At 71.5% G+C, this 13,853-nt stretch carries 10 protein-coding genes; 4 read left to right on the top strand and 6 right to left on the bottom strand.

Annotated elements, in window-relative coordinates:
- Window positions 1–107: 107 nt before the first annotated feature.
- Together KBX34_RS16485 and hflX are read right to left on the bottom strand one after the other, a co-directional pair.
- Window positions 108–1,853, bottom strand: a complete 1,746-nt coding sequence (locus KBX34_RS16485) for a hypothetical protein (RefSeq protein WP_210925711.1) — start codon at window positions 1,851–1,853, stop codon at window positions 108–110.
- A gap of 49 nt (window positions 1,854–1,902) precedes the next feature.
- Entirely contained in the window at window positions 1,903–3,357 is a 1,455-nt protein-coding gene (hflX, locus tag KBX34_RS16480) for a GTPase HflX (protein WP_088946778.1), read from the bottom strand.
- A 183-nt stretch (window positions 3,358–3,540) separates the two neighbouring features.
- On the opposite strand from hflX, the gene KBX34_RS16475 reads away from it, so the two are divergent.
- Window positions 3,541–5,007 carry an NAD-dependent malic enzyme gene (locus tag KBX34_RS16475; protein ID WP_088946777.1) on the top strand — a complete coding sequence of 489 codons (1,467 nt, stop codon included), beginning with the start codon at window positions 3,541–3,543 and terminating at the stop codon, window positions 5,005–5,007.
- Window positions 5,008–5,074: 67 nt separating this feature from the next.
- Here KBX34_RS16475 and dapF read toward each other — a convergent pair whose 3' ends face one another.
- Genes dapF through KBX34_RS16460 form a run of 3 tightly spaced genes read right to left on the bottom strand, consistent with a single transcriptional unit; the run spans window position 5,075 to window position 7,624 of the window.
- Window positions 5,075–5,929, bottom strand: coding sequence for a diaminopimelate epimerase (dapF, locus tag KBX34_RS16470; protein ID WP_210925709.1), 855 nt, complete (start codon window positions 5,927–5,929; stop codon window positions 5,075–5,077).
- A gap of 7 nt (window positions 5,930–5,936) precedes the next feature.
- Window positions 5,937–6,860: a tRNA (adenosine(37)-N6)-dimethylallyltransferase MiaA gene (gene miaA, locus KBX34_RS16465; RefSeq protein ID WP_210925707.1), complete on the bottom strand. Its 924-nt coding sequence runs from the start codon at window positions 6,858–6,860 to the stop codon at window positions 5,937–5,939.
- Window positions 6,857–7,624 (bottom strand): class III extradiol dioxygenase subunit B-like domain-containing protein, encoded by a 768-nt coding sequence (locus KBX34_RS16460; protein ID WP_210925705.1) that lies wholly within the window; start codon window positions 7,622–7,624, stop codon window positions 6,857–6,859. The genes miaA and KBX34_RS16460 overlap by 4 nt, the downstream gene beginning before the upstream one ends.
- Window positions 7,625–7,774: 150 nt before the next feature.
- On the opposite strand from KBX34_RS16460, the gene KBX34_RS16455 reads away from it, so the two are divergent.
- Both KBX34_RS16455 and KBX34_RS16450 read left to right on the top strand, forming a co-directional pair.
- Window positions 7,775–8,983, top strand: coding sequence for a DUF349 domain-containing protein (locus tag KBX34_RS16455; RefSeq protein ID WP_099851371.1), 1,209 nt, complete (start codon window positions 7,775–7,777; stop codon window positions 8,981–8,983).
- A 505-nt stretch (window positions 8,984–9,488) separates the two neighbouring features.
- A complete protein-coding gene (locus KBX34_RS16450; protein ID WP_210925703.1) occupies window positions 9,489–11,078 on the top strand; it encodes a cellulase family glycosylhydrolase in 1,590 nt (529 codons plus the stop codon).
- Between the two features lie 111 nt (window positions 11,079–11,189).
- On the opposite strand, the gene miaB is transcribed toward KBX34_RS16450, so the two are convergent.
- Window positions 11,190–12,683: a tRNA (N6-isopentenyl adenosine(37)-C2)-methylthiotransferase MiaB gene (miaB, locus tag KBX34_RS16445; RefSeq protein ID WP_210925701.1), complete on the bottom strand. Its 1,494-nt coding sequence runs from the start codon at window positions 12,681–12,683 to the stop codon at window positions 11,190–11,192.
- Between the two features lie 220 nt (window positions 12,684–12,903).
- On the opposite strand from miaB, the gene KBX34_RS16440 reads away from it, so the two are divergent.
- Window positions 12,904–13,812: an alpha/beta hydrolase gene (locus KBX34_RS16440; RefSeq protein WP_307871417.1), complete on the top strand. Its 909-nt coding sequence runs from the start codon at window positions 12,904–12,906 to the stop codon at window positions 13,810–13,812.
- The last annotated feature ends 41 nt before the right edge of the window (window positions 13,813–13,853 follow it).

The raw sequence follows: 13,853 nt of genomic DNA, 5'->3' as shown, positions 1-13,853 counted from the left end.
CCCACCCGCGCCCGCTGTTCAGAAGCGCGGCCCACCCACGCCCGCTGTTCAGGCGTGCGGCCAACCCGCGTTGGTTGTTCAGGGGCGCGTGAGCGCGGCGACGCTCATCAGTAGCGGTCGCCCCGATAGCCGCGGCCGCCCCCGGGATACTGCCCGTACGGATCGACGGGCCCGTCGTCGTCACGCCGGCGGCCGGGCCGCTGGCCCCGCTGGTCAGGTTCCTGCCCACCGCGCCGGGGCGGCTCCGCCCGACCGGCGCCGGGCTGGCCGCCGCCATCGCCGTACACACCGCCGCCAGGACGACCGCCCCCACTCTGCGGACGACCGCCAGCACCCTGTGGGCGACCGCCACCAGCAGCCGGGGGGCGACCGCCACCACTGGCCGGAGGGCGACCGCCACCAGCAACCGGAGGACGAGCGCCACCACTGGCCGGAGGACGAGCGCCACCACTGACTGGGGGACGACCTCCGCCGTACACGCCGCTGCCGGCGTCCGGCCGTGGCGTGCCGTAGCCACCGTCGGCGACGGCCGGGCGACCACCGCCGCCGTACACCGCACCACCCGCCGGGGCCGGGCCGCCGCGACCCGCGGCACCGCCGTAGACCGCGCCACCCGCTGGCGCGCCACCACCGTAGACACCGCTCTTCCGGCCGGTGGGCCCGTCGGCGGCACGACCGGCACGTGGGCCTGACGGCTCACCATCGGGGTCCGGCGAGTCGGGCCCGTCGGCGGCCGGCGGCCGTCGGCGGGCCCGGACGATGCCGATGATCCCGGCGCCGACCAACAGGAGGCCGATCAACCCGACGGCGCCGACCAGGTAGGTGATGTCGTCGAGGCTCAGACCGTCGGTCCACGACTTCGCCGCGGCCGGTTTGGCACCGCCGGCCGCTGCGAGTGGCACCGCTGTCGAGGTGGACGGCGTGTAGCTGAGGATGTCGAGGGGCTCGTCCTCGGCGAAGCGGGCCGCGTCGGAGACGGTCAGGAACGACTTCCCGTCCGGCGTGTAGCTGATGGCCTCGCCGAACGGGTCGGCCAACGCCGTCACCCGGGGCTTGCCGGTGGTGAGCGCGCCGACGATGTCGCCGCCGCTCACGTCGTACTCGAAGGCGTCCGCGTAGGTGCGCAGGACCACCCGGGAGCCGTCCGGGGACCGGGCCGCGCCGGTGATGGCGATCCGACCGAACGTGTTGAGCGGGTTCTCCGTCTGCGTCTTGGGCAGCTCGATCTCGCCGGCCCTGCTCATCGGCACCGGGTCGGTGTCGCCGCTCTTCAGGGCCGCCGTCGGGGTGTAGATCTCGGCCTTGCCGCTGGTCACCTTCGTGATGATGAGCGGCTTACCGTCGTCGCCGATGAGCAACGCCTCGGCGTCGTGCGGTTTGGCCTCCGGGTACGCGAGCCGGTGCAGCGTCGGCTGCTTGGTGCCGGTGACCGGCATCGACCAGAGCGCGATGCGGCTGCGGCGCTCCTTCGAGTCGGCGTTGTCGCCGATGTCGGCGATCCAGAGGGTGCGGCCGTCCTTGGAGAGAGCCAGATCCTCGGTGTCGAAGGGGCCCTGCCCGGAGTATCGGACCGGTTCCTTCGAGATCTTGCACTTGCTGTCGAGGAAGAAGACCCGCTTGCGTGCCGGGACCTCGGTGCCATCGTTGATGACGATGTAACCGCTCTTGGTCGCGACCAGCCCGGACAGCTCTCGCAGGCGCTCGTCGACGATCGTGCACCGCTTCTGACCGGGAGCGGCAGCGGGCAGCCCCGACGACACGGGCGCGGGGGCCGCAGCGGCGACTCCGGCGAGCGCCACGGTTGCCCCGAGCAGGCCGAGGGCAACCGTGACCGAGGAAACAACGCGGCGCATTCGGCCAGTGTCGCATGCCACGCGTTTCAGGTGGATGACGCCGTGGGGCTCAGGACCGGGTGCCGGCCGCCTGTCCCTGCCGCGCGACGTCGAACGGCGCCAGCTCCGCAGCCAGCTCCGCACTGACGCGGACGTGCAGCAGGGTGCCCTCCGGCAGGTGCGACGTGCTGAGCACCTCGCCGGTGCGGTGCACCCGGGACACCAGGTCACCCCGGTCGTACGGCAGGACCGCCCGGACCTCGACGGCCGGCTGCGGCAGCCGGTCCTCGATGGCCGAGCGCAGGTCCTCGATGCCCCTGCCGGAGTACGCCGATACGAAGATCGCGTCCGGCCAGAGCCGCTTGAGCCGCAGCAGAGTGTCCTCGTCGGCGGCGTCGGTCTTGTTGACCACCAGCAGCTCGGGGAGCCGATCGGCGCTCACCTCGGCGAGCACCTCGTGCACCGCCCGGACCTGCTCCTCCGGATCCGGGTGGGTGCCGTCGACGACGTGCACCACCAGATCCGCCTCCGCGACCTCCTCCAGCGTCGAGCGGAACGCCTCGACGATCTGGTGCGGGAGGTGCCGGACGAAGCCGACCGTGTCGGAGAGCGTGTAGATCCGCCCGTCCGAGGCGGTGGCCTTACGGGTGGTCGGGTCCAACGTCGCGAACAGCGCGTTCTCCACCAGCACACCCGCGTCCGTCAGCCGGTTGAGCAGGCTCGACTTGCCGGCGTTGGTGTAGCCGGCGATGGCCACGGCGGGGATCGAGTTGCGGGTGCGTCGGGCACGCTTGGTGACGCGTACCGTGCGCATGTTCTTGATCTCACGGCGCAGCCGGGAGATGCGGTGGCGGATACGCCGCCGGTCGGTTTCCAGCTTGGTTTCACCGGGACCACGCACACCCACACCGCCACCGGCGCCGCCGCCCCGGCCGGAACCACCGGTCTGCCGGGAGAGCGTCTCACCCCAACCGCGCAGTCGGGGCAGCAGGTATTGGAGCTGGGCCAGCTCGACCTGCGCCTTACCTTCCTTGCTCTTGGCGTGCTGGGCGAAGATGTCGAGGATCAGCGCCGTCCGGTCGACAACCTTGACCTTGGTGCGCTGCTCCAGGTTGCGCAGCTGCGACGGCGACAGCTCACCGTCGCAGATGACCGTGTCGGCGCCGGTGGAAAGCACCACCGCGCCGAGGTCGTCGACCTTGCCGCGGCCAATGTACGTCGCCGGGTCGGGTCGTGTGCGACGCTGAATGAGCCCTTCGAGCACCTGCGAACCGGCCGTCTCGGCCAGCGCGGCAAGCTCGGTCAGCGAATTTTCCGCATCGGCGATCGTGCCCTCGGTCCAGACGCCCACCAGGACGACCCGCTCCAGCCGCAGCTGGCGGTATTCCACCTCGGTGACGTCGGTGAGCTCGGTTGACAGGCCCGGGACGCGTCGCAGGGACTGCCGCTCCGACAGCTCCATCTCGCCGGTGGTGACGTCGTCGAGCTCGTCCTCGACGGGGACAAAGCTCTCCTGGTCTCGCAAGCGGTTCTCCTGTCCGTTTTGATAAGTAGAACGTAATCCTGACATGACACAACGCCGAACGCACCTGCTATATGCCCATGCTGAAGGTCGCCAAAAGTGGGGGCGAATGCTGGTCGGACTCGACAACCCGGTAGAAATGCGGTCGGCGGCCGACTGGCCGCACAGCCGTGACGGAGGGATCCCGTGGCCATCACCCGACTGCCGAGCGCCGGATTTTCAATCACCATCCGGATCGCCGTAACCGCGGACGCCTCCTCGATCGGCCGGCTCACCACCTCGGTCGGCGAGGCCGGGGCGATCGTCACGGCGCTGGACGTGGTGGACTCGGACCCGACCCACGTGATCGTCGACCTGACCTGCGACACCGCCGACGCCGGCCACGCCGACCAGGTGGTCGACGCGTTGACCGCGCTGGACGGCGTGGATGTCCGCAAGGTGTCGGACCGGACGTTCCTCCTGCACCTCGGCGGCAAGATCGAGGTGACCTCGAAGGTCGCGCTGCGCAACCGTGACGAGCTGTCCCGGGCGTACACCCCTGGGGTGGCCCGGGTCTGCATGGCGATCGCCGAGAACCCGGCGGACGCCCGGCGGCTGACCATCAAGCGCAACACCGTCGCGGTGGTCAGCGACGGCTCGGCGGTGCTCGGCCTGGGCAACCTGGGCCCGGCCGCGTCGCTGCCGGTGATGGAGGGCAAGGCGGCGCTGTTCAAGCGCTTCGGTGGGGTGGATGCCTGGCCGGTGGTGCTGGACACCCAGGACACCGACGAGATCGTGCAGATCGTCAAGGCGATCGCGCCCGCGTATGGCGGGATCAACCTGGAGGACATCGCCGCGCCGCGCTGCTTCGAGATCGAGGCCCGGCTGCGCGAGGCGCTGGACATTCCGGTCTTCCACGACGACCAGCACGGCACCGCGATCTGCGTGCTGGCCGCGCTGACCAACGCGCTGCGGGTGGTCGGCAAGCGGCTCGAGGACGTCCGCGTGGTCGTCTCGGGCGCCGGCGCGGCCGGCACCGCGATCATGAAGCTGCTGCTGCGCCAGGGCGTCGGCGACATCATCGCGTACGACCGGGAGGGCGCCCTGCACCGCGGGCTGACCGGGCTCAACTCGGCGTGGCAGTGGCTGGCGGAGAACACCAACAAGGAGAACTACTCGGGCGACCTGCCGGGTGCGATCCGGGGTGCCGACGTGTTCATCGGGGTGAGCGCGCCGAACCTGCTCACCGGCGACGACATCGCCCAGATGGCGAAGGACTCGATCGTCTTCGCGCTCGCCAACCCGGACCCGGAGGTCGACCCCCGGGAGGCGCGCAAGCACGCCGCCGTGGTCGCCACCGGTCGCTCGGACCAGCCGAACCAGATCAACAACGTGCTCGCCTTCCCCGGTGTGTTCCGCGGCATGCTCGACGCGCACGCCGAGGAGTTCACCGAGGAGATGGCCCTCGCGGCCGCCCGGGCCATCGCCGACGTGGTCGGTGAGGACAAGATCAACCCGACGGTGATCGTGCCGAGCGTCTTCGACTCCCGGGTCGCCCCGGCGGTCGCCGCCGCCGTCCGCGCCGCCGCGAACAACCCCAGCCCACTTCCGGCCGCCGACCCCGGCCCGTCGGACCTCCCCGAGATCGCGGCCAACGCCAGCGCGACCCCCTGACGCACTCCCCCTGTTGATCAAGAGGTTTGCGTCAGGATCCGCGTTGTTCCTGACACAAACCTCTTGATCAACCCGGGTGGCGGGGCAGGGCGCTGAGGTCCAGCTCGCCTGTTGCCACCAGGACGGCTGGGCCGGACAGCCAGCAGGAGTCCGCCGTCACCGTGACCGTCACGCGGCCACCGGGCACGTCCACGGCGACCACTCCGGTGTCCCGGCCGGCGTCACGCAGGGCCACCGCGCCCACCGCGCAGGCACCGGTGCCGCAGGACAACGTCTCGGCGCTGCCACGCTCGTACACCCTCATCAGGCTGTGCGCGTCGGTGGCGTCGACCGGGTCGCCCGCCACGATGAACTCCACGTTCACCCCGCTCGGGAAGACCTCCGGGTCGAACCCGGGCGCGGTCGTCAGGTCCAGCGCGGACAACTCCACACCCGCCGGCAGGACGCAGACCAGGTGCGGGTTGCCGACGTCCACCACCGCACCCATCAGGGTCAGCCCGCCGAGGGTGGCGGCGGAACTGTCGTACACCTGGGGTCGGCGCATCTCGACGGACACCACGTCGCCCTCGACCAGCGCACGCACGACGCCGGCCCGGGTGGCCACCGGCAACGCCGCGCCGGCGGGCGTGGCCAGCCCGGTGTCGAGCAGGTAGCGCACGAAGACCCGGGCGCCGTTGCCGCACATCTCGGCGAACGAACCGTCGGCGTTCCAGTAGTCCATGAACCACTCGGCCTCGCCGGCCAGCCCGGCGCCGTCCGGATGCTTGGCCGCGCGGACCACCCGCAGCACGCCGTCCGCGCCGATGCCCCGCCGCCGGTCGCAGAGCGCCGCGACCAGCTCCGGGGTCAGGTCGAGCTGACCGTCCGGGTCGGGAAGGAGGACGAAGTCGTTGCCGGTGCCGTGGCCCTTGGTGAACTCCACGCCCCCATTATCGCGTCTCGGCGGGCACCAGACGGAGGGCGGCCCCGATCAGGTCCGGAGTCGCCGAATCCAGCCAGTGGATCCGCGGGTCACGCCGGAACCACGACCGCTGCCGGCGGACGAAACGCCGGGTGGCGCGAACCGTCTCGTCGTGCGCCTGCGACTCGGTCAGCTCACCGGCGAGCATGCGCAGCACCTGCTGGTAGCCCAGCGCCCGGCTCGCCGTCCGCCCTTCGGGCAGCCCCCGCCCGACCAGTTCGCGGGTCTCCGACACCAGGCCGTCAGCCCACATCCGGTCGACGCGCAGGGCGATCCGCTCGTCCAGCAGCCCGGTGTCCAGGTCGACGCCGAGCTGCACCGACGGGTAGTACGGCGTCGGCTGCGGCAGCGAGGCGGTGAACGGCGCGCCGGTGAGCTCGATCACCTCCAGGGCCCGGACGATCCGCCGACCGTTGCCGGGCAGGATGCCGTCCGCGGCGACCGGGTCGGCGGCGCGCAGCCGCGCGTACAGCGGCGCGGGGCCGACCTCGGCCAACTCGCGTTCCAGCCGCTCCCGCAGCACTGCGTCGGTGCCGGGGAACTCGAAACGCTCCAGCACCGCCCGCACGTACAGCCCGGACCCACCGACCAGCAGCGGCACCCGACCCCGGGACAGGATGTCGTCCACCGCCGCGCGGGCCAGCCGCTGGTACTCCGCGACGCTCGCCGGCTCGGTGACGTCCCAGATGTCCAGCAGGTGGTGCGGCACCCCGTCCCGTTCGGCGACGGTCAACTTGGCGGTGCCGATGTCCATACCGTGGTAGAGCTGCATCGAGTCGGCGTTGACCACCTCGCCGTCGAGGGCGTGCGCCAACGCGATGCTCAGCGCCGACTTGCCCGCCGCGGTCGGGCCGACCACCGCGACGACAGTGCCCCCCGCGTCGCTGGTCACACCCGCTCCCAGGACGCCACGAAGTAGGCGACACCGTAGGGGGCCGCGTCGTGCAGCAACTCGCCGCGCCATCCCCCGCCGGCCGCGCGGGCCGCGCTGGCGAGCACCTGCCAGGGCGCGCGGCCGGCGGCCTTCAGCTCCGCCGACACCACCGGGTCGAGGCCGAGCAGGACGTCCAGGTCCGCGTCGGCCAGCGCCCCGGCAACCCGCTGGTCGTACGGGAGGGCGCGCGGGTCGTCGTACCCGGGTGACTTCTCTCCCCGGCAGGCCGACCCGTCCCCGAGCACCAGCAACGCCACCCGGTCACCCGTGGCGGACACCTCGTCGGCGAGCGCGGAAAGCTCGGCCAGGCCGGCGTCAGCGGCCACCTGCACAGCGCTCAGCGGCAGTCGCGCGTCGTGCCGGGCGAGCAGCCACGCGCCGATGGTCAGGCTCAACGGCAGCACCGCTCCCCGGTCGGGCTGACCGGGGACCAGCGGCACGTCCAGGTCGACACCCCATGGCTGCAGGGAACCCGTGGCCGGGGGGCGGATCGGCCCGGTCACCGGACCGGTGCCGAGCAGCACCACGCGGTCCGGGTCGGCTGCCAGCAACCGGCGTACGGCGGTGTCGCAGGCCGTCCGCAGGTCGTCCAGCTCGGGGGTTGCGGAGCCGGCCACCTCCGGCACGAGCAGGGGCGGATGCGGGCAGACAGCGGCGGCGACCAGTGGCACCCGTTCACCGTAGCGGGAATCCCCGGTGCGTCTCCGCGCCGATCCGGTCATTCGGCCCCTAGGACACCGTATGGTCACGGTCGGCGATAGGCGCTCGACGCGGACCGGGTAAGACCTGTGACAATGCCGGAAGCAACTTGGCTGCGCCGTGGCGGCGACGGGGGTCCATTCCCTCGACGCCGGGAGAACGAGGATGGGCACATGAGCGACTGGACTGCCTTCGGACGGGTGGACGCGGACGGCACCGTATACGTCAAGACCACCGAGGGTGAGCGGGTGGTCGGATCCTGGCAGGCGGGTGCGCCGGAGGAAGGTCTGGCACACTTCGCGCGCCGCTTCGCCGATCTGGTCACCGAGGTGGATCTGACCGAAGCGCGGCTCAAGTCGGGTGCGGCGGATGCCGGGCACTCGCTGAGCACGATCCGGCGGATCCGCGCCACGCTCCCCGAGGCCAACGTCGTCGGCGACATCGACGCCCTGGCCGCTCGCCTGGACAAGCTGGCGACCCTGGCCGAGGAGAAGGCCGGTGAGGCGCGCGCCGCCCGGGACGCCGCTCGCGGTGAGGCCCTGGCCCGCAAGACCGCACTGGTCGAGGAGGCCGAGAAGCTCGCTGCCGAGTCCACCGGTTGGAAGACCGCCGGGGACCGGCTCAAGGAGATCCTCGACGAGTGGAAGACCATCCGTGGGGTCGACAAGAAGGCCGACGGTGAGCTGTGGAAGCGGTTCGCCGCCGCCCGGGACGGTTTCACCCGACGTCGGGGCGCCCACTTCGCCTCCCTGGACTCGCAGCGCAAGCAGGCGCAGACCGTCAAGGAGGAGCTGGTCGCCGAGGCGGAGAAGCTCCAGGAATCCACCGACTGGGCCGCCACCGCCAACCAGCTCAAGGATCTGATGACCCAGTGGAAGGCCGCGCCGCGCGCCTCCAAGGAGGCCGAGCAGAAGCTCTGGGAACGATTCCGGGGTGCGCAGGACGCCTTCTTCAGCCGGCGCAGTGAGGTCTTCTCCGCCCGGGACAACGAGCAGCGCGGCAACCTGGAGCGCAAGCAGGCCCTGCTCGCCGAGGCCGAGGCGCTGGACATCGACGCCGACCCGAAGGGCGCCCAGGCCAAGCTGCGGGACATCCAGGCACAGTGGCACGAGGCCGGCCGGGTGCCCCGCGAGGCGGCTGCCGGGCTGGAGCGCCGGCTGCGCGCCATCGACGACAAGGTCCGCGACGTGATGGACTCGGCGTGGCGCCGCACCACCAAGGAGGACAACCCGCTGCTCGCCCAGATGCGGGCGCAGGTGGCGGAAGCCGAGGACCGGCTGGCCCGGGCGCAGAGCGCCGGGGACGCACGCCGGATCAAGGAAGCCGAGCAGGCGCTCACCGCCAAGCGGCAGTTCCTCCAACTCGCCGAGCAGGCCGGCTGAGCTGACGTCTTCCGGAGCCCCCGGTCCCTGCGAGGGGACCGGGGGCTCCCGCATGTCCAAGGCCCTCGCGCCTCGCGCCTCGCGCCTCGCCCAAGATCCTCGCAACTTCCCCGAAACTGCTGCCTCAGATGCGCCTGAGGCAGCAGTTTCCCTGAAGTTGCCGGCTTGCCGGGGCGCGGGGCGAGCGCGGGGCGAGCGCGGGGCGGGGCGCGGGGCACGGGCGTGGGACGGTGGGCGGGGCCAGCCGGACGGCTGGTTGACGCATTGAAGACTGCTGATCAGAATGAGCGACAGAGCCAGGTCGGGCATCGACGCGAGGGCGCTGACGGCGGTACGACGTCGTCGGGGATCGTCGGTGTGCGTTACGCGAGTGACCACGTCCGCGTGACATGGGTCGTTCCGCGCTGTGCGCGTACTCCTGAGGGAGCGTGACGGGCGGACGGCCTCCCCCGGTCTTCCGCCCGCGCCGCCGACGGCGGCGTCGGGCATCCGAAGTGGAGCTCGCATGCACCGTCCCACCTCTTTCGGCGGCGCGCTGGCCGCGCTCGCCACCGCCGCGGCTGGCGCGCTCGTCGCCGTCGCGGTCAGCACCGGTCCGGCGGTCGCCGCGCCGGGCGGCACCGGCACCGGTTACCTGCACACCAGCGGCAATCAGATCGTGGACAGCACCGGCGCCACGGTCCGGTTGACCGGTATCAATTGGTTCGGCATGGAGACCGACAACAAGACCTTCCACGGGCTGTGGTCGAACAACCCGTGGCGGGGGCAGCTCGACACGATGGCCCGGCTGGGTTACAACACGTTGCGGGTGCCGTACTCGAACGACGCGCTGAAGCCGGGCGCGACCGCCAGCGGGGTCAACGACTTCGTCAACCCGGATCTGGTCGGGTTGTCGCCGTTGCAGATCCTGGACAAGGTGATCGACTACGCCGGCAGCAAGGGGATGCGGATCATCCTGGACCGGCACCGGCCGACGGCGGCCGGGCAGTCGCCGCTGTGGTACACGTCGACGGTTTCCGAGGCGACCTGGATCAACGACTGGAAGATGCTGGCCCAGCGGTACGCGGGCAACCCCACGGTGATCGGCGCGGACCTGCACAACGAGCCGCACGCCGAGGGCACCAACCCGGCGGCCACCGGCGCGTGCTGGGGTTGCGGCGACACCACCCGGGACTGGCGGCTCGCCGCCGAGCGGGCCGGTAACGCGATCCTCGGCGTCCAGCCCAACTGGTTGATCTTCGTGGAGGGGGTGAGCTGCCCCAGCGGTGGCCTCTCCAACGTGTGGGACGGCGACACCAGCAACGACGAGGACTGTGGTTGGTGGGGTGGCAACCTGTCCAAGGCCGGTCAGTTCCCGGTACGGCTGAACGTGGCGAACCGGCTGGTCTACTCGCCGCACGAGTACGCCACCTCGGTCTACCGGCAGACCTGGTTCGACGCCCCGGACTACCCGGCGAACATGCCGGCCATCTGGGACAAGTACTGGGGTTACCTCTACAAGCAGAACATCGCGCCGATCATGATGGGTGAGTTCGGCAGCACCCTGGCGGACCCGAAGGACAGGGTGTGGCTGGAGAAGTTGATGGCCTACACCGGCACCGGGGTGACCGGGATGTCCTTCACCTACTGGTCGTGGAACCCGAACTCGGGGGACACCGGCGGCATCGCGCTGGACGACTGGACGAACATCAACACCACCAAGCAGGCGATCCTCCAGCCGTACCTGATCGCGCCGACCGGTGGCGGCACCACCACCCCACCGCCCGACGGACCGACGGACCCGCCCACCGGCGCCTGCACTGTGAGTTACCGGCAGGTCAACGCCTGGCAGGGCGGCTTCCAGGGTGAGTTGACAGTGAAGAACACCGGCTCCGCCGCGGTGAACCCGTGGTCGGTCACCTGGACCTGGCCGTCCGGGGTGACGTTGGGCAGTGGTTGGAACGCCACGGTCTCCCAGTCCGGCACGACGGTCACCGCGGCCGCACCGGGGCACACCCCGTCGCTGTCGGCGGGCGGGTCGGTCACCGTGGGCTTCACCGCCAACGGCACCGCCAGCGCGCCGGGCACGGTGAAGCTCAACGGCGCCAGCTGCTGAGTTGTCGGGACGGTCGACGCTTCCCGCGTCGGCCGTCCGCCGGCACCGGTCGGATCACGGTCTGAACGAGGGCCCCTTGTCATCGCGCGACGACAAGGGGCCCTCCCGCGCTCAGTGGGTGGCGCAGCCGGCGGTCGGTGCGGCAGCGAGCGGCGGTGCGCCGATCGTGGGCAGACCGAGCAACACCCCGGGGGTACGCGGGGAACGCCCCGCTTCGGCCGCGTCGCCGGCCCGGGTCCGCCGGTGCGCCACCGGCGCGCCGTCGGCGTTGAGGTGGTGCGGCGCGGCGTACGTGATCGTGGTGTGCACGATGTCGCCCGGGCGGATCTGGCCGGCCAGCGACTGCCCGTCCGCGGTGTCGGTCGCGAAGTGCACGAGCCGGCCGTCGCGGGCCCGACCGGACATCCGGCCGGTGCGCTCGTCCTTGCGGCCCTCGCCGACCGCGACCAGCACCTCGACGGTCTCGCCCACCAGGCGCTTGTTCTCCGCCCAGGTGATCTCCTCGACGGTTTCGATCAGCCGCTCGTAGCGCTCCTGCACGACCTGCTTGGGCAACTGGTCGTCCATGGTCGCTGCGGGGGTGCCGGGGCGCTTCGAGTACTGGAAGGTGAAGGCCGAGGAGAACCGGGCCTCGCGGACCACGTCCAGGGTGCGCTGGAAGTCGGCCTCGGTCTCACCCGGGAAGCCGACGATGATGTCGGTGGTGATCGCCGCGTCCGGCATCGCCGCCCGCACCTTCTCGATGATCCCCAGGTAGCGCTCGGAGCGGTAGGACCGGCGCATCGCCCGGAGCACGTCGTCGGAGCCGGACTGCAACGGCATGTGCAGCGAGTGGCAGACGTTCGGCGTCTCGGCCATCGCGGCGATCACGTCGTCGGTGAAGTCCTTCGGGTGCGGGCTGGTGAACCGGACCCGCTCCAACCCGTCGATGTCACCGCAGGCCCGCAGCAGCTTGCCGAACGCGTACCGGTCGCCGAACTCCACCCCGTAGGAGTTGACGTTCTGCCCGAGCAGGGTCACCTCCAGCACGCCCTCGTCGACCAGCGCGCGCACCTCGGAGAGGATGTCGCCGGGACGGCGGTCCTTCTCCTTGCCGCGCAGCGCGGGCACGATGCAGAACGTGCAGGTGTTGTTGCAGCCCACCGAGATCGACACCCACCCGGCGTACGTGGACTCGCGGCGGGTCGGCAGCGTGGAGGGGAAGACGTCGAGGGACTCCAGGATCTCCACCTCGGCGGCGGCGTTGTGCCGGGCCCGCTCCAGCAGCACCGGCAGCGAGCCGATGTTGTGGGTGCCGAAGACCACGTCCACCCAGGGCGCCTTGCGGACGATCTCGCCTCGGTCCTTCTGGGCCAGGCAGCCGCCGACCGCGATCTGCATCCCGGGGTGCTTGTCCTTCACCGGGCGCAGCCGACCGAGGTTGCCGTAGAGCCGGTTGTCGGCGTTCTCCCGGACGGCGCAGGTGTTGAAGACGACGATGTCCGGGGTGTCGTCGGCGGGCACCGCACGCACGTAGCCGGCCTGTTCGAGCAGGCCGGAGATGCGCTCAGAGTCGTGCACGTTCATCTGGCAGCCGTACGTCACGACGTTGTAGGTCCTAGCCACCCTCTTGGTGCCCCTTCCCCTCGGGCTACCAGGGTAGCGGCCCGCTCGGCGGCCCCAACCCACCGGCATTGACCCGGCGGCCCATAGCGGGCATCCACGACGGGCAGTACGCTGCACAACAAGAATGTGTTCTGGGCGGTTTCGGGGGCTTTGCACTCAGCGCCGACAATGCGCGGCTCCATTCACGGGGGAGCACATGACGACCCGCGGGAGGCCAACCGTGACGCGACAAGATGCGGCACAGCGCACCGTCACCACCCCGGACGGGCGGCACCTCGCGGTGGAGACCTCCGGCTCGCCGGACGGGCCTGCGGTCTTCCTGCTGCACGGCACCCCGGGCAGTCGCAGCGGCCCCCGGCCCCGGGGCATCGTCGTCTACCGCCTCGGCGTGCACCTCGTCTGTTACGACCGGCCCGGTTACGGCGACTCCGACCGGCACGAGGGTCGGCGGGTCGCCGACGCGGCCGCCGACGTGGCGGCGATCGCCGACGACCTCGGCATCGAGCGGTTCGCGGTGGTGGGCCGGTCCGGTGGCGGTCCGCACGCCCTGGCCTGCGCGGCGTTGCTGCCGGACCGGGTCACCCGGGCCGCCGTCCTGGTGGGGCTCGCCCCGGCCGGCGCACCCGACCTGGACTGGTACGCCGGGATGGCCGAGTCGAACGTGGAGGACTACGGGCAGGCCGACGAGGACCTGGCCGAGCTCACGCTCAACCTGAAGGTCCGCGCTGAGGAGGCCCGGCGGGATCCGATGACGCTGCTGGACTTCCTGCGCCCCCAGTTGCCCGACGAGGACATCCGGGTCGTCGACGACGTCGCGATCCGCCGACTGCTGACCGACATGTACTCCGAGGCTTTGCGGCACGGCCCCGAGGGCTGGATCGACGACGTGCTGGCGATACGGCGTGGCTGGGGGTTCGACCTGAGCGCCATCCGCGCGGAGGTCCGGCTCTGGCACGGTGAGCAGGACCGCTTCTCGCCGGTGGAGCACTCCCGCTGGCTCGCGTCGCAGATCTCGCGGGCCGAGGTCCAGGTGCAGCCCGGCGCCGCGCACTTCGGCGCTGTGGAGATCCTGCCGCAGACCCTCAGCTGGCTGGCCACGCCGGACCTCGCGACCACCCCGCGGGTCTGACCGACAGTCGTTCAGTGCTCGGCCCGGCGAGGCGGACCTGA

The sequence above is a fragment of the Micromonospora sp. M61 genome (genome assembly GCF_018070245.1).
Classification (GTDB): Bacteria; Actinomycetota; Actinomycetes; order Mycobacteriales; family Micromonosporaceae; genus Micromonospora; species Micromonospora zamorensis.
The sequence above is the reverse complement of the archived record's forward strand: the minus strand, read 5'-3'. Positions and strand labels throughout refer to the sequence as shown.